This window comes from Microbacterium hydrocarbonoxydans, from assembly GCF_011752045.1.
Taxonomy (GTDB): Bacteria; Actinomycetota; Actinomycetes; order Actinomycetales; family Microbacteriaceae; genus Microbacterium.
Window position 1 is genome coordinate 81,564 of sequence record NZ_JAAKXW010000005.1, and the last position, 21,129, is coordinate 102,692.

Below are 21,129 nucleotides of genomic sequence, written 5' to 3' on the forward strand. Positions count from 1 at the left end.
CGTCAGAGGATGACGGTGGAGCGCCCGTGCACGATCACGCGGTCCTCCGCGTGCCACTGCACGGCGCGGGCGAGCACGAGGCGCTCGACGTCGGCGCCGCGGCTCTGCAGCTCTGCCGCCGACTCGGAGTGCGTCACCCGGGTGACGTCCTGCTCGATGATCGGCCCCTCGTCGAGGTCGGCCGTGGCGTAGTGCGCCGTCGCGCCGATCAGCTTCACCCCGCGGTCCTTGGCCCGTGCGTACGGGTTCGCCCCGATGAACGCCGGCAGGAACGAGTGGTGGATGTTGATCACCGGGGCGCCGAGGCGCTCGATGAAGTCGTCGGTGAGGATCTGCATGTATCGGGCGAGCACGACGAGGTCGACATTGCCCTGCAGCAGCTCGAGCTGACGAGCCTCCATCGACGCCTTGTCTCCGGACGGGATGTGCACGAACGGCACGCCGAAGGAGCGCACGGCCTCGGCGAGATCGGGGTGGTTCGAGACGACCATCGTGATGTCGATGTCGAGCTGGCCGCGCTGCGTCCGCCACAGCAGCTCCATCAGGCAGTGGTCGTACTTCGACACGAAGATCGCCACGCGCTTGCGGCGCGACGTGTCGTGCAGCGACCACTCCATGCCGAAGCGCACGGCCACCACCTCGAGGTCGGCTTCGAGAGCGGTGCGCGCCGCGGCGAGGCCGGGGAGGTGGATGACGGTGCGCTGGAAGAACCGGCCGCCCTCGGCATCCGTGGAGTGCTGGTCGAGCGAGATGATGTTCGCCCCGTGCTCGGCGAGCACGCCGGCCACGGCGGCGACGATGCCGGGCTGGTCGTCGCACGCGATCAGCAGGCGGGCGGTATCGGGCTGGGACATGAGCGCTCCTCGGGGTGTGCATCGATTCTGCCGTGGATGCGGCGACCGGGCGAATCGGCTCCTACCCTGGAGACGTGGACACCGCCGCCGACCTGATGGATGCCGCACGCGCCGCTCTGGCCGGCGCGCCGCGCGAGGGCCTCGGCGAGGAGCGCGAGTCGCGCTGGCGCGGCCGCCGGATCGTGCGCGTGGGGGAGGCCTGGCACCTCGGCGTGCTGCTGCTCACCGGCACTCGCGCGCTGGCGACCGCGGAGGTGCTCCGAGCCGCCGACCCCGGCCGCCGCGGGTACACCGCCGAGTCTGCCCGCGAGCGCGCGGCGCGGCGACAGGAGGCGCTGCGCGGCGGATTCGCCGCGGGGGAGGTCGTGCACGTGGGCTGGACGGTCATCGATGTGGATGCCGTGGATGCGGGCGGCTCGTCCGGACCGCTCGCCCTGCTCGACGGGGTGCCGCAGGTGCGATGGAGCACGGCGGGCGGGTACATGCCGCTGGCGGCCTACCTCGACGAGCGGATCGACCTGCTGCGCGGCTGAACCCGGAGGCCGGTGCTCAGGCGAAGCGCTGTGCGAACCGGCGGAGCAGCGCGGCGCCCTCGGTGACGGATGCTGCGAGCACCTGCCCCTGCACGAGGTCGAACTCCTCAGGGTCGAAGTAGCCGGTCGTGCGGTAGAAGGTCATCCGGTCGGCGAAGTCGCGCGGTGTCGGCTCGGGGTGGAACTGCGCCGCGTACAGATGCGTGCCGACGCGATAGGCCTGCACGGGGCAGGCGTCGTTCGTGGCGAGCAGCGTCGCGCCGTCGGGAACGGCGACCGCGCTCTCCTTGTGGCCGGTGAAGACGGTGAGCGCCGGGCCGCTCGGGCCGAAGATCGGGTCGGCGTCGCCCTCGGGGGTGGTGCGGATGACCGCGGCGCTCGCCGCCTCCGGGGAGCCCGTGCCGACGTCGCCGCCGAGCATCCGCGTCACGACGCCGATGCTGAAGCAGGTGAAGAACGCCGCCACCCGCCCGTCGATCGCGCGGCGGGCGATGATCTCGAGATCGGCCTCGACGCGCCGCTGCACCGCCGACTTCGCGGTGTCGCTGACGTTGAACGGGGAGCCGCCGACGACGAGGCCCCGGTAGCCGTCCAGCCGCGACTCGATGAGGGGGCCGTCGAGCAGATCGAGGCGGTCGACGACGTCGGCGCCGAGAGCGCGCCGGAACGAGGCGTGCTCGGCATCCGCCGCGCCGGTCTCCGGGCGCACGCTGACGTAGAGAAGCGAGGCCATCCGGAGATTCTAACGAGACCGCGACGGGGCCGCCTCGGGCGACGTCATCGAGAGGAATTCGCCGTGCGCCCGCGCACGATGCCCACGAACGTCTCGACGTCGACGGTGGTGCGGTCCCGGCGCCAGGCCAGCGCCACCGTGGAGGTTGGGCCGCCGGCGAGAGGGCGGCGGTCCGCGTCCTTGCGGTGATGCAGGCGGGCCAGCGACATCGGCACGATCACGATGCCGGCTCCGGATGCCGCGGTCGCGATGGCGTCGGCGGTGGGCATCGGGTCGAAGCGCGGAGCGATGGCGCCGAGGATGTCGATGGGGCGGAGCGCCGGATCGCTGAGCGCGATGACGACCTCGCCCTCGAGGTCCTCGACGGTCAGCTCCTCGGCGGCGAGAAGATGTGAGTCGATCGAGGCGACGACGACCGGGATCTCCTCGTAGAGCGCGATGAGGTGCAGTGCGTCGTCGTGCAGCGGCAGTCGCACCAGGGCGGCGTCGACCTCGTCGATCGCCTCGCGCTGTCCCGCGACCTCGATGGGGACGAGCTCGAGGGGCACCTGCGGCATCCGCTGCTTCCAGGCGTCGATCCACTTGCCGGGGGTCGCGCCGGGGACCACGCCGAGCCGGAACGTCCGCGGCTCGTCCGCGTCCGGTGCGGGGGCGTCGAAGACGACCTTCTCGGCCTTCTTCTGCGGTCTCCGTGCCGGAACTCGCGCCGCGGGCGCAGCCTTGCCGCGACGCGCCGGCGCGCCCCGCCCGGATCCGCGACCCGGTTTCCGTCCCTGCCCTGCCATAGGGCAAGGCTATCGGGCGCTCTGGACGGGCGCTGCGCCGGTGCGCTGCACTGTCACGCAGCACCGGTTCTCGCCGGGGTCGAGGTCTGCCTCCAGATGGCTGCAGCCGAGACCGTCGGCGACGCCGCGCACGTACGCATGGTTCATCGCGCAGATGAGGCCGGTGTGCTCGCGTGCGAGCGAATCGAAGGGGCAGTTGGCGAGCAGCATCCGCTCCTGGGCGATGCGCGGCTCGTAGCCGTGGGCAGCGAGCACCCCGCCGAGGCGATCGAGTTCGGGGCCGTCGACGTCGGTCGTGCCGCCGGCGCCGATGCGCTCGCCCTCCTCGTGGGCCACCGCGGCGATCGCGTCGTCGAGCGGGATTCCGGTGGCCGATCGCTCGATGGCGCGGGCGAGGAGGTGGCCGGCGAGGTCGTAGCGGCGCGGCGGGAGTGAGACGGCGACCGTGCCTGCCGCGCGGCGGTAGAGCTTCGACGGGCGGCCGGCCCCGGGACCCGTGCGGCCGCTGAGGCGCCGGAACTCGACGTCGAGGAGGCCTGCCTCGACCAGCTTGTCGAGGTGGAACTTCGCGACGTGCGGGGGCAGATCCAGGGCGGCAGCCGCAGCGTCGCGGCCGACTGCGTCGTCATGGCTCGCGACATGCGCATACAGGGCCTCGCGGATGGGGTCCGCGAGGGCGCCGATGCGGGCGGCATCCGTCGTCGTGTCAGTGGCCACCTCTAAATGATAAAGCTCTTGTTTTTAGAGTCAAGGGCTTCTATCGTGTGGATCATTCTCTTATAGAAAGGATGAGTTCATGAGCACTCGAACCGAGACCCGCCTTCCGCTGACGCAGGACGGGAACAGGCAGGCCTTCCTGCTCCTGCGCACCGTGTTCACGGTCGCGCCGATCCTGTTCGGACTCGACAAGTTCGTGCGGGTTCTGACGCCCGACTGGGAGCGCTATCTCGCTCCGTGGATGGACGCGATCATCCCCGGCGATGCACGCACCGCGATGCTGATCGTCGGCGCGATCGAGATCGTGGCCGGCGTCGTCGTGGCATTCCTGCCGCGATTCGGCGGCTACCTGGTGGCCGCGTGGTTGTTCGGCATCATCATCAGCCTGGTCAGCGTCGGCGGCTACCTCGACGTCGCTCTGCGCGACTTCGGGCTGCTCATCGGCGCTCTCGCACTGGCCCGCCTGGCGTCGGCGCGGCCGAAGCCCGCAGCGCACTGAGCAGGCGGCGGCGCACCGCTGGGGAACGGCGCGTCGCCGCGGGGTCGGTGCGCGACACTGCGGCCGGCCCGACTTCTGCGGACCGGTTGGGGGCCCGGTCTCGCAGAAGACTGTTCTTCAGGTTGCTCCGGGAAGGTTCCCGGTGTGCGGGCCTCAGGCGGCGAGCCAGAGTCCCTTGCGGTCGGTCGCGACCGTGAGTCCGGCGGCGACGGTCTCGTCGTCGCCGATCCGGGCGCCGCGTGCGATGCGGGCGCCGGGTCCGACCTCGGTGCGGACACCGACATGCGCGCCGTCACCGACGGCGGCGCCCTGTCCGATGTGCGCGTGCGCGTCGATGTGCGCGCCTTCGCCGATCACGGCATCCGCATCGATCCACGCGCCGCGGGCGACGGTCGCCCCGGCGCCGACGCGCGCGCCGGGTTCGATGTAGGCGCCCGCCTCGATGTGCGCCTTCGGATGCACCTTCGCGCCATGCGCGACGAGACCGCGGCCGTTGGCGTGCTTGCGGTACCGCAGCGTCCCGCCCTGGTCGTTCTCGATGTCGACGTAGTTCTTGCCCACGATTCCTCCCGTGTCCGGAGTTCTCCGGATATAGCAACAACCACGGAGGGGGATGATTCATTCCCGAGCCGGGATGTGGCTCAGCGCTGGCAGGTCGGGCACCAGAACGTGACCCGTTCGCGGGCCGGATCGGCGCCCTGCGCGCCCTTGCGGATCAGGGTTCCGCACCGCCGGCAGGGGTGTCCTGCGCGCCCGTACACCCAGGTCGTCTGCCCGGGGCGGTTGACCCCGGTGAAGGTCCGGTCGACGCGGTCGCGGTTGGCGCGGATGGTCCGCACGCCGAGGTCGATGAGGGCCGCGACGTCGACCCGCGGGGTCGGCGTGGTCGGCAGGATCCCGCGCAGGAACAGGAGTTCCGCCGCGTACTCGTTGCCGAAGCCTGCGACGTTGCGCTGGTCGAGGAGCGCGACATGGATGCTGCGCTCATCGGCGCCGACTCGCCGCACCGCCTCGGCGGGATCCCAGTCCGCGGAGAGCGGATCGGGGCCGAGATGGCCGACGAGCTGCTCCTCGTCGCGAGTGGGCACCACCTCGACCTCGGCGAGGTCGACGCCGACGGCCTCGCGCTCCGCCGTGCCGACGATCGCCCGCACCCTGAACGCCGGATGCCGCCACTTCTCGCCCGGCCGGTAGACGTACCAGGCGCCCTCCATGCGCAGATGCGAATGCAGGGTGCTGTCCCCGATGCGCAGCAGCAGGTGCTTCCCGCGCGAGGCCGCGCCGTGCACGGTCTGCCCGGTCAGGTCGACCGTCGCGGCGCGGGGCACGCGCAGGTCGAAGCGCGTCACCGCGGAACCGGCCAGCGCCTCGTCCAGGCGGCGGGCGGTGCGGAAGACGGTGTCGCCCTCTGGCATCAGACGGCTCCGGACGGCGGCGGCGTCTGCGGGGTGGCGAGCGGGGCGCGCGCCATCATGTCGCGGGCGAGCATCGTGGAGGCGGCGACCGCGACCGGCATCACGACGACCGCGCCGCCGGGGATGAGGAAGCAGAGCTGCGTCGCGACGCCGAAGCCGAGCACCCGGGCGCGGCTGCCCGCGAACAGCGCCGCGCGGTCGGCGGGGCTGAGATCGCGGGCGTCGAACGAGCGTCCGGTGAGCTCGCGCGCGAGCAGCCGGCCGGAGAGGACCACGCCGAGCACGGAGCCCAGCACGCCGCCGACGAGCGGGACGAGTCCGATGAGCAGCACGACGATCGCGACGAGGATGCCGAGGATCACCAGCCGGAGTCCCTCCCCGACCGCCGACCAGAAGCCACCGCCGTCCGACGCAGGCGGATCGCCGAGGTCGGTCTCGACCGCGCGCCAGATCCGCTGGTAGAACGGGTCGCCGATGGTGAGGGTCAGCGCCGTGAACACGGCGCTGGCGAGTGCGATCGCCGCCGCGGCGATCACGAATCCGACGGCCGCGCGCAGCAGGCCTTGCCAGACGGCCGGCCACTCCTCCGCGAACGGGGTCGCCCAGGCCGTGATCGCGCTGAGGCCGAGGAACAGCGGCACGAGCGTCGCCCCGAGCACGACGAGGGCTATGACGGCGGGGACCAGGCCCAGGTTCATCAGCCCCGGCCTCGTGCGCCACAGTGCGAAGCCGCGGAGGAGCGTGCGGATGCCGGCGCCGAACTCGCTGATCATGGGTCCAGGGTATGTGCTCGCTCAGACGCCCTTGCGGAGCGTGTAGCCGCGCGGGGTGACCACGAAGCCGGCCTCCTGCAGGGCCAGGGCGAACTCGGTGCCGTAGACGCCCTCGCCGTTGACCTTCTCGACGGTGAGCGTCTCCAGGCGACGCGCGCGAGCGGTGACCGCGAGGTCGGACGCCGCGGCGCGCAGCGTCTCCCCGTCGTCGCTGAACGACAGCACGGTGTGGCCGCCGCGCTCGAGGTAGAGCACCAGGGCGCCGTCGACGAGCACGACGAGTCCGCCGGCCTTGCGGCCGGGCCGGTGGGAGACGCCCTCGCGACGCGGCCAGCCCAGCGCAGCGCCGTACGGGTTCGCGGGGTCGGTCGCGGCCAGCGTGACCGCCTTCCGCGGCGGAGGGTCGGCCAGGCCCGCGAAGGTGCGGAGGCGGTCGACGGTGGCGGATGCCGCGAACTGCGCCGCGCCGAGCTTCTCGATCACGTAGCCGCGTCGGCAGTGCCCGGCCTCCTCGAATCCGGCGAGCACGCGGTAGGCCTGCGCGAATCCGCCGGGAACCCCCTCCGACTGCACGGCACCGCGGGTGACGACGCCGTAGCGGTCGAGGAGGAGACCCGCCGTGACGGTGGCGCGTCGCGCCGGATCGGTCTCGACGCCGGGCAGCAGCGACCAGCGCCCGCCGATCGATGTGGGCCGCGGGGTCGAGCGCGCGAGTGACATGCCCCGGTAGGTGCGCGCCCGGGGCGCCCGCCGGGTGACCTTGTGCGCCTGGGAGCCGCCGGCGAGCAGCGATCGGATCGGGGCGAACGTGTCGTTCGTGACGCGCCCCGACCAGGTCAGCGCCCACAGCGCCTCGAGCACGGACTGCTCGTTCTCCGCCCCGGTCATCTCCTTGAGCTGCGCCGCGAAGTAGGCGCCGCCGGCCTGCAGCGTGGCGAGGAGCCGCGCCTCGAGGGAGTCGGCGGCGATCTCGGCATCCGGGTCGGGGAGCATGAACGGCGCGAGGTCCGCCGGGTGCAGCGACACCCAGCCGTCGCGACCGGGAAGGGTGCCGTTGCCCGCCCAGACCACCTCGCCGGCGGCGGTGAGCTCATCGAGCATCGCGGGGGTGTAGTCGTGCACCCGCGAGGGCAGCACCAATGACTCCCACGCGCTCGCGGGGATCGGCACCCCGGCGAACTGCTCGATGACCGTGAGCACCCCGTCGAGTCCCTCGAGCGGCCGGTTCAGGTGCTGCCAGTCGGGGAGGAAGCGCGCGTACGCCTCCGGGGAGACCGGCTCGACGCTGCCGCGGATCGCGGCCAGCGACCGCATCCGCAGCCGGCGCAGCACCTCCGTGTCGCACCACTCGATCTCGTCCGCCGAGCCCGCCGCTTCGGGGAGGAAGTAGCCGCTGGTGACCCGGCCGGCCGTCTCGAGCCGCTGCAGGGTGTGCCGGGCGACCGCGGTGCCGATCCCGAAGCGGGTGGCGACGGCATCCGTCGTGAACGGCCCGTGCGTGCGCGCATGACGCGCGGCGAGATCACCGAGCGGGTCCGCGACGGGTTCGAGGAAGGCGACCGGGATGCCGGTGGGCAGGGCGACGCCGAGGGCGTCCCTGAGGCGCCCGGCGTCTTCGATGGCGGCGAACCGGTGCGCGCCGGCGATCGTCACAGGGATCGCGCGCCGGGCGGTCACCAGGGCGTCGAGGTGCGCGGCCGCCTCACCCGGCTCCTCGAGACGGGCCGCCACCTCCTCGGCATCCATCGGCCCGAGCATCCGGAGCAGGTCGGCGACGCCCTCGAGTCCGCGAGCCCTCCGCTCGGGGTCGAGCCGCTGGGCCTCCCGCTCGAACTGCGCGATGACCTCGGGGTCGAGCAGCTCGCGCAGCTCGACGGTGCCGAGCAGCTCGCCGAGCAGGGCGGGGTCGACCGACAGCGCGGCGGCCCGGCGCTCCGCGAGCGGCGAGTCTCCCTCGTACATGAAGGCCCCGACGTACCCGAACAGGAGGTCCCGCGCGTACGGGGAGGGCTGCGCGGGCTGCGTCTCGACGAGGCGGATGCGCCGGTCGGCGATCGCGGTGGCGAGCCGGCGCAGCGAGGGCAGGTCGTAGACGTCCTGCAGCACCTCGCGCAGCGTCTCCAGGATCACCGGGAAGGTGGGATGCCGCCGGGCCACCTCGAGCAGCTGCGCAGAGCGCTGCCGCTGCTGCCACAGCGGGGAGCGCCGGTTCGGGTTCGTGCGCGGCATGAGCAGCGCGCGTGCCGCGCATTCCCGGAAGCGGGAGGCGAACAGCGCGGAGCCGCCGACCTCCTCCGTGACCAGGTGCTCGAGCTCGTCGGGGTCGAAGACGAAGAGCTCGGCGCCGGGCGGCTCGGCCTCGGCATCCGGGATGCGCACGATGATGCCGTCGTCGCTCGCGACCGCGGAGCCCTCGACCCCGAGCCGCTCGCGGACGCGGGCGTTGATGGCCAGCGCCCAGGGGGCATGCACCTTCATGCCGTACGGGGAATGAAGGATCACGCGCCAGTCGCCGACCTCATCGTGACCGCGCTCGACCGTCAACGTGCGGTCGGTCGGGAGGGTGCCGGTGGCTTCGCGCTGTTCCGTGAGGTGGGCGATGAGGTTCGCCCTGGCCTTCTCGTCGAGGCCGGCCTCGATGAGCCGTTGGGCGGCCTTCTCCGGGGCTGCCGCCGCAACCTCCCGCGAGAACCGGCCGAGGGCCTCGCCGAGCTCATAGGGGCGTCCGATGCCGTCGCCGTGCCAGAACGGCACCTTGCCCGGCTGCCCGTAGGCGGGGATCACGTTCACACGGTCATGGGTGATCTCGGCGATCCGCCAGCTCGTGGTGCCCAGGGTGAACACGTCGCCGACGCGCGACTCGTAGACCATCTCCTCGTCGAGCTCGCCGACCCGTCGCCCTGCTCCCTCGCCGGCGACGAAGACCCCGAAGAGGCCGCGGTCGGGGATGGTCCCGCCGCTGGTGACGGCGATGCGCTGCGCTCCCGGGCGCCCGGTGAGCGTGCCGGCGTCGCGGTCCCAGACGAGCCGGGGGCGGAGCTCGGCGAACTCGTCGGAGGGGAAGCGGCCGGCGAGCAGGTCGAGGGTCGCCTCGTAGGCGGAACGGGGGAGCGACTGGAAGGGAGCGGAGCGGCGGACCGTCTCGAACCACTCCTCGACCCCGATCTCGCCGAGGGCGCTCGCCGCGACCGTCTGCTGGGCGAGGATGTCGAGCGGGTTGCGCGGCACCTGGATCGCCTCGATCTTGCCGGCCAGCATCCGCTCTGTGACGATCGCCGTGTGCAGCACGTCGCCGCGATGCTTGGGGAAGAGGGCGGCGCGGCTGATCTCGCCGACCTGGTGTCCGGCGCGGCCGACCCGCTGCAGACCGGATGCCGCCGACGGCGGCGCCTCCACCTGGATGACGAGGTCGACCGCGCCCATGTCGATGCCGAGCTCCAGGCTGCTCGTCGCGACGACGCAGCGGAGGATGCCGGACTTCAGCTCCTCCTCGACCTGCGCGCGCTGCTCCTTCGACACCGAGCCGTGGTGCGCCTTGGCGAGCACGGGGTCGGCGCCGGCAGTGGCTCCGGCCTGCGCCATCATGGCGGCCGGCACGGCGGCTTCGGGAACCGGGACTCCGATTCGCTCGGAGTAGATCTCGTTGAGCCGACCGGTGAGCCGCTCGGCGAGGCGGCGGGAGTTCGCGAACACGATCGTGGAGTTGTTCTCCAGGATGCGGTCGACGATCGCCTCCTCGACGTGCGGCCACACCGAACCCGTGACCTCGGTGTACTCCGCGGGCTCGCCGTCGACGGGAGCGGTCACGCCGGGCGGAGGGGGAGGGTTGGTCATGTCGTCCATCGGCACGACGACCCCGAGCTCGAACGTCTTCGACGCCGGCGGGGCGACGATCTCGACCGGCGCCGAGCCGCCGAGGAACCGGGCGACCTCGTCGATCGGCCGCACGGTGGCGGACAGGCCGATCCGCTGGGCGGGTGCGTCGTGGCCGTGACTCCGGCGGAGGGCGTCCAGCCGCTCCAGGCTGACGGCGAGATGGGCGCCGCGCTTCGTCGCCGCGACGGCGTGCACCTCGTCGATGATCACCGTGTGCACGTCGCGCAGGGTCTCACCGGCGCGGCTGGTGAGCATGAGGTACAGCGACTCGGGGGTCGTGATGAGGATGTCCGGCGGGTCGGCGACGAGCTTGCGCCGGTCGCTCGAGGTCGTGTCTCCGGAGCGCACGCCGACCGTCACCGCCGGCGCCAGGGTGCCCAGCCGCCGAGCGGACTGCCCGATGCCGATCAGTGGTGAGCGGAGGTTGCGCTCGACGTCGACGCCGAGCGCCTTCAGCGGCGAGATGTAGAGGATGCGGGTGCGCGAGGCGCCTTTGCCGACCGGCGCCTCGGGCAGCTGCATCCGCTCCCGGAAGACGCTGTCGATCGCCCAGAGGAACGCCGACAGCGTCTTGCCCGATCCGGTCGGCGCGACTACCAGTGCGTGCTTGCCCGCGGAGATCGCCTCCCAGGCGCCCGCCTGTGCCGGTGTGGGCGCGGTGAAGGCACCCCGGAACCAGTCCTGCGTGGCCGGGGTGAAGCGGTCGAGCACGTCGCTCATCCGTCCATCTTCGCCCAGGCCGCCGACATCGGGGCCGGGAGCGCGGTCACTCCTCGTTGGGCATGAGGATCCACATCAGGACGTACGCCCAGAGCGAGAGGCCGGCGAACAGCACGAGGGCGACGGCCAGGATCCGCACGGTGAGGGGCTTCATGCCGAAGCGGCGGGCGAGGCCGGAGCACACGCCGGCGATGACGCGGTCGGAGCGGGGACGCACGAGAGAGCTCATGCCTCCATACTGCCCCGAGCGGGGGCGGCCCGGGAATGCCGGACCGCCCCGGCTCACGCGGGGAGCTCGGCCTCTCGCAGCGCTCCCTCGGCGTCGATCTCGAGCGTGAGGTCGAGATCGAGCCGCCGCAGGAAGGCGTCGTCGTGACTGACGACGAGCACCGCACCGCGGTAGGCGCGGAGAGCCTCGACGAGCTGGTCGACGGTGTCGATGTCGAGGTTGTTCGTCGGCTCGTCGAGCACCACGAGGTGCGGCGCCGGATCCGCGAGCAGCAGCCTCGCCAGCGCGACGCGGAACCGTTCGCCGCCGGAGAGCGCCGCGACCGGGCGCTCGGCCGTGGCTCCGCGGATGAGGAACCTGGCGAGCCGGTTGCGCAGCTCCTTCTCGGGCACGTGCGGCGCGACGGCGGCGACGTTCTCGAACACCGAGAGGTCCTCGTCGAGGCCGTCGATCCGCTGCGGCAGGTAGCCGATCCGGTCGGTGAGCGCCTCGGCGTGCAGCGCGGATCGTTCATCACTCCTCAGACCCGCGCCGGAATCCCCTGTTTCCGACCTCTCGTCACCGTGTTCGCCGGTTTCTGAGGAGTTGTGAACGCCCGACGCGACGAGCCGCTCGAGCAGCGTCGTCTTGCCGGCGCCGTTGCGCCCGATCAGCGCGACCCGCTCCGGTCCCTGGATCACCCACGCCCGCTCCTCGTCGCCGAGGGTGGCGAGGCGGCGGCTGCGGGAGACCTGCGGATCCGGCAGCTCGATCTTCATCGACGCGTCGGAGCGCACGCGGCGCCCGGCTTCGTCGAGCGCCGAGCGGGCGGCATCCTCCTTGGCCCCGACCTCGACGCGCAGGCGTCCGGCCGAGACCTCCGCGGCCATCTTCCGGCCGTGCGCGATGATCTTGGGCACGCGCTTCTCGATCTCGGCCTTCTTGGCGGTGCGCGCACGGGTGGCGAGCTTCACCTCGGCCTCGATCCGCTGCCGCTTCTCCTTGCGGAGCTCCTGCTTCGCGGTGACCTCGGCCTGCTTCGCGGCGTCCTGCTCGGCGTCCAGCCAGGCGCGCCACTCCGAGTACGGCCCGCCGAACACGGTCAGCGTGTGTCCGTACAGCTCGGCGGTGTCGTCCATGAGCTCCAGCAGCGACAGGTCGTGGCTGACGACGACGAGCGTGCCCTTCCAGGCCTGCACCATCGCCTGCAGCTTCGCCCTGGCTTCGCGGTCGAGGTTGTTGGTCGGCTCGTCGAGGAGGGTGATCGGCGCGCGACGCAGGCGGATGCCGGCGATCGCGACGAGCACCGCCTCTCCGCCGGAGAGCTCGCCGACCCGGCGGTCGAGGAACTCCGGCGCGAGTCCGGCCTCCGCGAGGGATGCCGCGGCCCTGGCCTCGATGTCCCAGTCGTCGCCGACGGCGTCGAAGTGCGCGGGGTCGACGTCTCCGGCGGCGATCGCCCGCACGGCATCCAGGGCGTCGGCGACGCCGAGGAGCTCGGCGACGCGACGGTCGACGTCCAGGGTGAGCTGCTGCGGGAGATAGGCGACCCCGGCGGCCGCGGTGACCGTACCCGATGTGGGCTCGAACTCCCCGGCCATCAGCCGGAGGAGGGTCGACTTCCCGGCGCCGTTGCGGCCGACGAGGCCGGTGCGGCCGGAGCCGAACGAGCCGGACACCGCGTCGAGCGCGGTCTGGCCGTCGGGCCAGATGAACGTGAGGCGGTCGAGCGTGACCGAGGCGTGAAGGGTGGGTGTTGACATGGTGTCTCCTGTCGAGTGCGAGGGTGCACTGACACCGGTCCCCGGACGGAGACGTCGAAGCGCCTCGGAAGGAGGGGAATGTCGGCCGTGAGTCGGCGATCGTCGGGTCAGCGCGCGGAAAGAGGGGCGCGGAGGCGACGATTCAGATCAAGGGACTTCCAGACACGGCGGACAGGACTCCACGACGATACCCGGGCGTGTCGGCATCCGCAACCTCCGGGCGTGTCGCGGGATCCGCCGTGCGGCGGATGCGCGGCAACGCGCGGCGTCCGTACCGTAGAGGAATGGCAGAAGAGAATCCGCATCCCGGTGAGACGCTCCAGCGGGTCGGCATGGGAGCGGGGCTCGCGGTGGGCATGGGAGTCGGCGTCGCCCTCGGCTCAGCCCTCGACGACATGGGGCTCGGGATCGGGATCGGCATCGCGATCGGCACGGCCATGATGGTGGCGTTCACGGCCGCCGGAAGCCGGATGCGACGGAGGGGCGGCGAAGAGGGGCCGGATGCCTCCTCCGGCGACGGAGCCGACGGCGCGGAGCGCTGAGCGCTGAGCGCTGAGCCGGGGTCCTGTCCTCCGCAGATCGTTAACCCCTGGTCCACGTTCCGGGTCTACAGTGCCGGCATGACCAGAACGCATCGCCGCGCCCGCGTCGCCGGGATCGCCGCCGTACTGCTCCTCACCGCCGGTGCGTCGGCGACCGCCGCGCCGGCGCTCGCCGATCAGCCCTCGCCGCCGTCGCCTGCCCCGGCTAGCGTGGGCGACGTGCGCTTCGCCACGTTCAACGCCTCCCTCAACCGCGGCGCCGAGGGCGCCCTGGTGGCCGATCTGTCGGAGCCCGGCAATGCCCAGGCGGATGCCGTGGCCGAGATCATCCAGCGCGCGAACCCCGACGTGCTGCTCATCAACGAGTTCGACTACGACGCGGGCGGCGAGGCGCTGCGGCTGTTCCAGGAGAACTACCTCTCCGTCGCGCACGGCGACGCCGCGCCGGTGGAGTACCCGTACCGGTACACCGCTCCCGTGAACACCGGCGTGCCCAGCGGGTTCGACCTCAACAACAACGGCACCGTGGGCGGCGGGGACGACGCCTGGGGCTTCGGGCTCTTCTCCGGGCAGTACGGCATGGCCGTCTACTCGAAGCTGCCGATCGACGAGGATGCGATCCGCACGTTCCGGAACTTCCGCTGGGCGGACATGCCCGGCGCGCTGCTGCCGGACGACCCGGCGACGGATGCACCGGCCGACTGGTACTCGCCGGAGGAGCTGGCCCAGTTCCCGCTGTCGAGCAAGTCGCACTGGGACGTGCCGATCCGGGTGTCGAAGAACAAGACGGTGCACTTCCTCGTCTCGCACCCGACCCCGCCCACCTTCGACGGCGCCGAGGACCGCAACGGCCGACGCAACCACGACGAGATCCGGTTCTGGGCCGACTACATCTCGGGCGGCAAGGCCGCGGACTACATCACCGACGATGCCGGCCAGGGCGGCGGGCTGAAGGGCGGATCGCTGTTCGTGATCGCCGGCGACCAGAACGCCGACCCGAACGACGGCGACTCCACCGATGGCGCCATCGATCAGCTGCTCGAGCATCCGAAGGTGAACACCGGCTCGGTGCCGGCGAGCGAGGGCGGGGCGGAGGCCGCCGAGCTGCAGGGCGGCGTGAACCTCGCCCACGGCGGTGACCCGGCGCAGGACACTGCCGACTTCTCCGAGCCTCCGGGGAACCTGCGCGTCGACTACGTGCTGCCGAGCCGGCAGATCCGCATCCTCGACTCCGGGGTCTTCTGGCCGGCATCCGCCGACCCGCTCTCGGCGCTCACCGGCACGTACCCGTTCCCGTCCAGCGACCACCGGCTGGTCTGGATCGACGCGGACGTGCCCGGCGCGAAGCGCTGACGCGGTTCAGGCCGGCACATTCTCCAGCCACCGGGTGAGGAACTGGCGCACGTCCGCCAGTTCCTCCTCGGAGATGCTGTGGGTCAGGCCGGTGTAGACCCGGCCGGTGAGGTCGGCGTGCGAGGGCAGCCATTCCGCGGTGTGCGCGATCAGGGCGGGCGGGATGACGTCGTCATGTGTGCCGCGGCCCCAGAACACGTGCGGGCGCAGCGCGGCGAGCACCTCGTCGTCCGGCAGGTCGCCGGGAGCGGCGTAGCCGCTGAGCGCGACCACGGCGCCGAAACGCTCCGGAGCGAGGCGCAGCGCCTGCAGCGACACCGCAGCGCCCTGCGAGAAGCCGAGCAGGGCGACGGAGGGGGCGTCGGGCGCGGCGATGTCCAGCCAGCGCAGCAGCGCCTCGGCGGCCGCGGTCACGGCGGCCGAGCTGCGCCCGTCGAGACCCTCGATCGGGTACCAGGAGCGCCCCGGCATCGGCCACGGGGGAGTGAGGGGCGCGGCCACGGAGGCCACGGCGATGCCCTCCGGCAGATAGGCGCTGAGTCCGAACAGGTCGTGCTCGTCGGCGCCGTAGCCGTGCAGCAGCACCAGCAGCGGCATCCGTGCGCGCTCGCCCGGCGACCACCGGGTCGCGGCGTCGTCGATCGTCAGAATCTCGCTCACGCTCCCATCCTGCCAGCGGATGCCGACACCGCGATGCCGGTGCCGCAGCGGCGACCCGGCTGGTAGAAAGGACACATGGCGGTCCGCACACCTGATCCCGATCCGGAACCCGACGACGACGGCATCCCCGGGTTCGGGGATCCGCAGCCGCCGGCGCCCAGTGCCAACCCCGGCTGGCTGACCGATGTCGAGCTCGAGGAGGCGCGCCGCCGCCTGCCGATGCTCTACGTCGAGGCGATCCCCGTGCGCACCGACGGCTCCGGCGTCGTCACCGAGATCGGCATCCTGCTCCGCTCCACCCCGCTCGGCGAGATGACCCGCACGATCGTGTCGGGCCGGGTGCGCTTCGGCGAGACGATCCGCGACGCGCTCTTCCGGCATGTGGAGAACGACCTCGGACCGATGGCGTTCCCGCTGCTGCCGCCTCAGCCGCTGCCGTTCACGGTGGCCGAGTACTTCCCGATCCCCGGCGTCAGCGCATACCACGACGACCGCCAGCACGCCGTGTCGCTGGCCTTCGTGGTGCCGGTCACCGGTACATGCGAACCGCGTCAGGACGCCCTCGAGGTCACCTGGTTCTCGCCAGAGGCGGCCGGCTCCGACGCCGTCGCCGCCGAGATGGAGGGCGGCCGCGGCACCCTCATCCGGCAGGCCCTCGCGAACCTCGGCCTGCTCCGGTAGCTCTGCGCTCGCAGCGTCCGCTCACCGTGTGCCGACGCCCCACCTGAACGCCGACGCCCCACCCGGCAGACGCACCTCAGGTGGGGCGCGGATGCTCAGATGGGGCGTCGGCGGAGGCAGCTGCTCCGGAACCGGATGCTCGCGGAAGAGGTCGCTCAGGCGGTGGTGAGGCGCCCCAGCTCGGCGACGAAGGCGTCGACGTCGGCCTCCTCGGTGTCGAAGCCGCACATCCAGCGGACCTCGTTGCGCGCGGCATCCCAGTCGTAGAAGCGGAACGACTCGCGCAGCTGGTCGGCGACGCCGTCGGGCAGGGTCGCGAAGACGCCGTTCGACTGCGTCGGCTGGCTGAACGAGACGCCCTGGATGGAGCCGTCGGCGAGGCCCGCCTCGATGGCGCCGCGCAGGCGCTGCGCCATCGCGTTGGCGTGGCTGGCGTTGCGGTGCCACAGGTCGCCCTCGAGAAGGGCGATGAGCTGAGCCGACACGAAGCGCATCTTCGACGACAGCTGCATGTTGAACTTGCGCGAGTAGATGAGCCCGTCGGAGGCCTCCGGGTTGAGCACGACGATGGCCTCGCCGAGCATGGCGCCGTTCTTCGTGCCGCCGAAGCTGAGCACGTCGACGCCGACGTCGCGGGTGAAGGCGCGGAAGGGCAGGCCGAGGGCGGCTGCGGCGTTCGAGATGCGGGCGCCGTCGAGGTGCAGCTTCATGCCGCGCTCGTGCGCGTGGTCGGCGAGGGCCTTGATCTCCTCGGCGGTGTACAGCGTGCCGAGCTCGGTGGACTGCGTGATCGACACCACCAGCGGCTGCGAGCGGTGCTCGTCGCCCCAGCCCCACGCCTCGCGGTCGACGAGCTCGGGGGTGAGCTTGCCGTCATCGGTGGGGACGGTCAGCAGCTTGAAGCCGCCGATCTTCTCCGGAGCGCCGCCCTCGTCGACGTTGATGTGGGCCGTGGATGCCGCGATCACGGCGCCCCAGCGGGGGAGCATCGACTGCAGGCCGGTGACGTTCGCGCCGGTGCCGTTGAAGACCGGGAACGCCTGCACGCCCTCGCCGAAGTGCTGCTGGAAGACCTCCTGCAGACGTGCGGTGTAGGCGTCCTCGCCGTATGCCACCTGGTGGCCGCCGTTGGCCCTGGCGATGGCGGCGAGCACCTCGGGGTGGACGCCGGAGTAGTTGTCGGATGCGAAGCCCCGGATCGCGGGGTCATGCTGAAGAGTCACTACACGATTCTAATCGGCGGACGCCGCCGGCCCGGGGGCCGCGAGCAGGGTGGGGTTCCGGATGTCGGAAGCCCGTCCTACCCTCGGACACATGGAACGCACCGCTGCGAAGGCCGCCTTCGGGAACGTCCTCCTCAACACGCTCATCGCCAACGTGACGACGAGCTTCCTCTGGTTCGCCCTCACGTTCTGGGTGTACATCGAGACGCAGTCGGTGCTGGCCACCGGCATCATCGGCGGCGCCTACATGCTCTTCATCGCGTTCTTCGCGATGGTCTTCGGCACGATCGTCGACCGGCACCGGAAGCACACGGTGATGCTGCTGTCCAGCGTCATCTCGGCGGTCGCCTTCCTCATCGCCGGCGGTCTCTACCTGTGGCAGCCTGAGGCGGCTCTGCTCGATCTCGGAGGCCCGTGGTTCTGGCTGTTCTCCGCGGTGATCCTGTTCGGGGGCGTGATCGAGCAGCTGCGCAACATCGCGCTGTCGACCACGGTGACGCTCCTCGTCGAGGAGGAGAAGAGGGCGAACGCGAACGGCCTGGTCGGCACGGTGCAGGGCCTCGCGTTCCTCGTCACGAGCGTGTTCTCCGGCCTGTCGATCGGCTTCCTCGGCATGGGCTGGACGCTCGCGATCGCGATCGTCGCGATGGCGCTGACCTTCGTGCACCTGCTGTTCATCCGCATCCCGGAGGGCACCCCGCAGCCCGACCCGAACGCGTCCAGCGCCCTGGACTTCCGCGGCAGCGTGACGGCGATCAGGCTCGCTCCCGGCCTGTTCGCGCTGATCATCTTCTCGACGTTCAACAACCTCATCGGCGGCGTGTACATGGCGCTGATGGATCCGTACGGCCTCACCCTGTTCGACGCGCAGATGTGGGGATTCGCGCTCGCATTCGCCTCGACCGGGTTCCTCATCGGCGGCGGGCTGGTGGCGAAGTTCGGACTCGGTGCCAAGCCGATGCGCACCCTGCTGATCATCGTGATGGCGATGGGGGTGCTCGGGGCGGTGTTCATGATCCGCGAGTGGTGGCCGCTGTTCGTCATCGGCATGTGGATGTACATGGCGCTCGTGCCGCCCGCCGAGGCCGCGGAGCAGACCATCATCCAGAAGGTGGTGCCGTTCGACCGTCAGGGGCGGGTGTTCGGCGTCGCGGCGGCGATGGAGGCGGCCGCCGCCCCGATCACGGCGTTCCTCATCGCGCCGATCGCCGAGTTCCTCATCATCCCGTTCATGCGCAGCCCCGAGGGCGACGCGCAGTGGGGCTGGCTGCTCGGCGAGGGCCAGGCCAGAGGGATCGCGCTGATCTGCCTCTTCGCGGGACTCATCATGGTCGTCGCCGGAGGACTCGCCTTCTTCACCCGCTCCTACCGCAAGCTCACGGATCTGTACGCGCACGCGCCGGAGCAGGACATCGATGGGCCTGCCGAGGGGCAGGAGCCGCACGGACATGCGGGCAGCGATCCGGTGACGGCTCGCGGAGGGCGTGCGGACGTCCCCGTCCGCGAGCCCGCAGACGACGGCCGGACGGGCGGCACGTGATCAGAGATCGATGACGCGGTCGTTCAGTTCGGCGGCATCCGCGTCCCACAGGCTGAGGATCGCGGGCGCGAGGGTCTCCGGATCGAGAGCCTTGGCGCGGAACACGACGGATGCCGCGCGCAGCGGCTCCTCGGCATCCCGTGCCGCCTTGGCGAAGCCCTGGGCCACCGCGCGGGCCCAGGCCTCGCTCGCGGCCTTCACCGCGGCGTAGTTGGCACCGCCGGCGAGCGGGCGGCCCACGGCGGTGGAGGAGACGATCGCGAAGCGCCCCGCATCCGAGGCTCGCAGCGCGGCGTCGAAGGCGCGACTGGTCGCGCGCACGGCCTGCAGAGCCGGCAGCAGCGCTTCGAAGTCGGCATCCGACTGCCCGGCGAGACCGCCGCCGCCGCGCCAGCCGCCGACCAGCGGGACGACCGCGTCCACGGCGCCGAGACGCTCTGCGAGTGCGGTCATGGAGTCGAGCGACGTGGCGTCGGCGACCTCGACCTCGGCCCCGGCCGCGCGCAGCGGCTCGAGTCGCGAGGCGGAGCGGCCGGTCGCGACGACGCGGGCGCCCGCGGCCGCGAGGGCCGAGGCGGTTGCGAGGCCGGACGCGCTGGTCGCGCCGGCGAGGACGATGGTGCGTCCGTTGAGGCTCATGCTCTCTCCCGTGACCAGTGCGCCCCGATCAGCCGACCGAGACCCGATCTGCGGACGATTCTCCAGGAAACGTCAGCAGATCGGGACCGGCTCCGCAGATCGGGGCGCCCGTGTGTGTGTCAGTCGTCGGTGCCGCGGATGCCGACAGTCGACTCGATGACCGGCTTCATCTTCTTGTCGAGGGTCTCGAAGAACATCGACAGCGGGAACTCGTCGTCCATCACCGCGTCCGTGTAGCCCTTCGGTGCGCCGGCGAGGATCTCGTCGGACAGGCCGCGGGCCCACTTCGACGCCGGGTGAGGCGTGAGCACGCTGCGCACGAGCTCGTACGCAGCCAGCCAGTGCGCGACCTTCGGGCGGTCGATCGAGTGCCAGTACAGGTCGTCGATCGCATCTCCCAGGGCGACGACGGCGTCGGGCACGTTCTCCCAGTCGAAGGCGAGAGCGGTGTCGGTCCAGTGCAGCACGCCGCGCTGGTGCAGCCAGGCGAACAGCAGCTGACCGCCGACCGCGTCGTAGTTGCGGGTGCGGTTGCCGGTGATCGCGAAGCGGAAGATCCGGTCGAAGATCACGGCGTACTGCACGAGCGGCGCGTGCTCGAGCATCTCCTGCTCGGCGGCGGTCAGCTCCTCGCCGGCCTCGACGCGCGCGGTCAGCGCGCGCTGGATCTTCACCGACTCGCGGAAAGCGGTCATGTCGCAGCGCATCTCCTCGAGGGAGTACAGGAAGAACGGCATCCGCTGCTTGATCATGAACGGGTCGAACGGCAGGTCGCCGCGCATGTGGGTGCGGTCGTGGATGATGTCCCACATCACGAACGCGCGCTCTGCCAGTGACTGGTCGTCGAGCATCGCCGCAGCGCGCTCCGGCAGGTCGAGGTTGGTGATCTCGGATGCCGCGCGCACGACACGGCGGTAGCGGGCGGCCTCGCGGTCCTGGAAGATCGCGCCCCAGGTGAAGGACGGGATCTCGCGCATCGCGACCGTCTCCGGGAAGAGCACGGCGGAGTTCGTGTCGTAGCCGGGGGTGAAGTCGACCAGGCGCAGCGAGACGAACAGCTTGTTGCCGTAGTCGCCGGCCTCGAGCTCGGCGATGAACTCCGGCCAGATCGTCTCGACGATGAGCGCCTCGACGAGGCGGTCGCTCGAGCCGTTCTGCGTGTACATCGGGAAGATCACGAGGTGGCGGATGCCGTCGACGCGGTGCTGCTGCGGCTGGAACGCGACGAGCGAGTCGAGGAAGTCCGGCACGCCGAAGCCCTCGGCGGCCCAGCGGTCGAAGTCCCTGATGGACGCTGCGAGGTACTCGGCGTCGTGCGGGAAGGCGGGAGCCAGGGCGCGGATGCCGGCGGTGATCGCGGACACCAGCTCGCGGGCGGCGGCGTGGCGCGCGGCGTCCGGGATGGAGCCGTCCTGCACCTGCAGCTCGCGGATCGCGATCGCGGCGGCCTTGAGCTGCGCCCAGGCGGCGGAGGTCTCGGCGGTCGCAGCGTCCTCGACGACCTCGGGCTCGCCGATGATGGCCTGGGACGTGCTGGTGATGATGGACATCGGACCCTCCGATCGTGAGGTTGGTGGAAAATTTCCGGCATGAACCGGGTCTGACAGATATTATT

General features: G+C 71.7%; 20 protein-coding genes. 6 read left to right on the forward strand and 14 right to left on the reverse strand.

Annotation, left to right across the window (positions count from 1 at the left end):
- Positions 1-2 precede the first annotated feature (2 nt).
- A complete protein-coding gene (gene purU / locus G6G98_RS14190; protein ID WP_164234351.1) occupies positions 3-854 on the reverse strand; it encodes a formyltetrahydrofolate deformylase in 852 nt (283 codons plus the stop codon).
- A 74-nt stretch (positions 855-928) separates the two neighbouring features.
- On the opposite strand from purU, the gene G6G98_RS14195 reads away from it, so the two are divergent.
- On the forward strand, positions 929-1,387 hold the full coding sequence (locus tag G6G98_RS14195; protein WP_243842141.1) for a glutaminase: 459 nt from the start codon (positions 929-931) through the stop codon (positions 1,385-1,387).
- A 16-nt stretch (positions 1,388-1,403) separates the two neighbouring features.
- Here the strand turns inward: G6G98_RS14195 and G6G98_RS14200 are convergent, their stop codons facing one another.
- The 3 genes from G6G98_RS14200 to G6G98_RS14210 are packed head-to-tail and all read right to left on the reverse strand — an operon-like array spanning position 1,404 to position 3,622.
- Positions 1,404-2,120, reverse strand: a complete 717-nt coding sequence (locus tag G6G98_RS14200) for a glutamine amidotransferase-related protein (protein ID WP_067354046.1) — start codon at positions 2,118-2,120, stop codon at positions 1,404-1,406.
- A 44-nt stretch (positions 2,121-2,164) separates the two neighbouring features.
- On the reverse strand, positions 2,165-2,905 hold the full coding sequence (locus tag G6G98_RS14205) for a LysR family transcriptional regulator substrate-binding protein (protein WP_164234352.1): 741 nt from the start codon (positions 2,903-2,905) through the stop codon (positions 2,165-2,167).
- 9 nt (positions 2,906-2,914) lie between these two features.
- A complete protein-coding gene (locus G6G98_RS14210; protein WP_164234353.1) occupies positions 2,915-3,622 on the reverse strand; it encodes a helix-turn-helix transcriptional regulator in 708 nt (235 codons plus the stop codon).
- Between the two features lie 79 nt (positions 3,623-3,701).
- On the opposite strand from G6G98_RS14210, the gene G6G98_RS14215 reads away from it, so the two are divergent.
- Positions 3,702-4,121, forward strand: coding sequence for a hypothetical protein (locus G6G98_RS14215; protein WP_164234354.1), 420 nt, complete (start codon positions 3,702-3,704; stop codon positions 4,119-4,121).
- Positions 4,122-4,274: 153 nt separating this feature from the next.
- Here G6G98_RS14215 and G6G98_RS14220 read toward each other — a convergent pair whose 3' ends face one another.
- The 6 genes from G6G98_RS14220 to G6G98_RS14245 form a co-directional block, all read right to left on the reverse strand.
- On the reverse strand, positions 4,275-4,682 hold the full coding sequence (locus tag G6G98_RS14220; RefSeq protein ID WP_067354060.1) for a transferase: 408 nt from the start codon (positions 4,680-4,682) through the stop codon (positions 4,275-4,277).
- Positions 4,683-4,762: 80 nt separating this feature from the next.
- Positions 4,763-5,536 carry an Fpg/Nei family DNA glycosylase gene (locus G6G98_RS14225; RefSeq protein WP_164234355.1) on the reverse strand — a complete coding sequence of 258 codons (774 nt, stop codon included), beginning with the start codon at positions 5,534-5,536 and terminating at the stop codon, positions 4,763-4,765.
- A complete protein-coding gene (locus G6G98_RS14230; protein ID WP_164234356.1) occupies positions 5,536-6,309 on the reverse strand; it encodes an EI24 domain-containing protein in 774 nt (257 codons plus the stop codon). The genes G6G98_RS14225 and G6G98_RS14230 overlap by 1 nt, the downstream gene beginning before the upstream one ends.
- A gap of 21 nt (positions 6,310-6,330) precedes the next feature.
- Positions 6,331-10,905, reverse strand: a complete 4,575-nt coding sequence (locus G6G98_RS14235; RefSeq protein ID WP_164234357.1) for an ATP-dependent helicase — start codon at positions 10,903-10,905, stop codon at positions 6,331-6,333.
- A 46-nt stretch (positions 10,906-10,951) separates the two neighbouring features.
- The gene (locus G6G98_RS14240) at positions 10,952-11,134 is read right to left on the reverse strand and encodes a PspC domain-containing protein (protein WP_067354072.1); all 183 of its coding nucleotides are present in this window, start codon (positions 11,132-11,134) and stop codon (positions 10,952-10,954) included.
- 53 nt (positions 11,135-11,187) lie between these two features.
- Positions 11,188-12,876 carry an ABC-F family ATP-binding cassette domain-containing protein gene (locus tag G6G98_RS14245; protein WP_164234358.1) on the reverse strand — a complete coding sequence of 563 codons (1,689 nt, stop codon included), beginning with the start codon at positions 12,874-12,876 and terminating at the stop codon, positions 11,188-11,190.
- A gap of 284 nt (positions 12,877-13,160) precedes the next feature.
- Between G6G98_RS14245 and G6G98_RS14250 the strand changes: the two genes are divergently transcribed.
- Positions 13,161-13,418 carry a hypothetical protein gene (locus G6G98_RS14250; RefSeq protein WP_208321504.1) on the forward strand — a complete coding sequence of 86 codons (258 nt, stop codon included), beginning with the start codon at positions 13,161-13,163 and terminating at the stop codon, positions 13,416-13,418.
- 78 nt (positions 13,419-13,496) lie between these two features.
- Positions 13,497-14,771 carry an endonuclease/exonuclease/phosphatase family protein gene (locus G6G98_RS14255; RefSeq protein WP_164234359.1) on the forward strand — a complete coding sequence of 425 codons (1,275 nt, stop codon included), beginning with the start codon at positions 13,497-13,499 and terminating at the stop codon, positions 14,769-14,771.
- A gap of 6 nt (positions 14,772-14,777) precedes the next feature.
- Here G6G98_RS14255 and G6G98_RS14260 read toward each other — a convergent pair whose 3' ends face one another.
- Positions 14,778-15,431, reverse strand: coding sequence for an alpha/beta hydrolase (locus G6G98_RS14260; protein WP_243842142.1), 654 nt, complete (start codon positions 15,429-15,431; stop codon positions 14,778-14,780).
- A 75-nt stretch (positions 15,432-15,506) separates the two neighbouring features.
- On the opposite strand from G6G98_RS14260, the gene G6G98_RS14265 reads away from it, so the two are divergent.
- On the forward strand, positions 15,507-16,112 hold the full coding sequence (locus G6G98_RS14265; RefSeq protein ID WP_067354088.1) for a DUF4916 domain-containing protein: 606 nt from the start codon (positions 15,507-15,509) through the stop codon (positions 16,110-16,112).
- Between the two features lie 155 nt (positions 16,113-16,267).
- On the opposite strand, the gene G6G98_RS14270 is transcribed toward G6G98_RS14265, so the two are convergent.
- Positions 16,268-17,335 (reverse strand): threonine aldolase family protein, encoded by a 1,068-nt coding sequence (locus G6G98_RS14270; protein ID WP_164234360.1) that lies wholly within the window; start codon positions 17,333-17,335, stop codon positions 16,268-16,270.
- Positions 17,336-17,426: 91 nt separating this feature from the next.
- On the opposite strand from G6G98_RS14270, the gene G6G98_RS14275 reads away from it, so the two are divergent.
- Complete coding sequence (locus tag G6G98_RS14275; RefSeq protein ID WP_164234361.1) at positions 17,427-18,875, forward strand: MFS transporter; 1,449 nt, start codon at positions 17,427-17,429, stop codon at positions 18,873-18,875.
- Here the strand turns inward: G6G98_RS14275 and G6G98_RS14280 are convergent, their stop codons facing one another.
- Both G6G98_RS14280 and G6G98_RS14285 read right to left on the reverse strand, forming a co-directional pair.
- Positions 18,876-19,514 carry an SDR family NAD(P)-dependent oxidoreductase gene (locus tag G6G98_RS14280; RefSeq protein ID WP_067354095.1) on the reverse strand — a complete coding sequence of 213 codons (639 nt, stop codon included), beginning with the start codon at positions 19,512-19,514 and terminating at the stop codon, positions 18,876-18,878.
- 119 nt (positions 19,515-19,633) lie between these two features.
- On the reverse strand, positions 19,634-21,064 hold the full coding sequence (locus G6G98_RS14285) for a DUF6421 family protein (RefSeq protein ID WP_164234362.1): 1,431 nt from the start codon (positions 21,062-21,064) through the stop codon (positions 19,634-19,636).
- Positions 21,065-21,129: the final 65 nt, after the last annotated feature.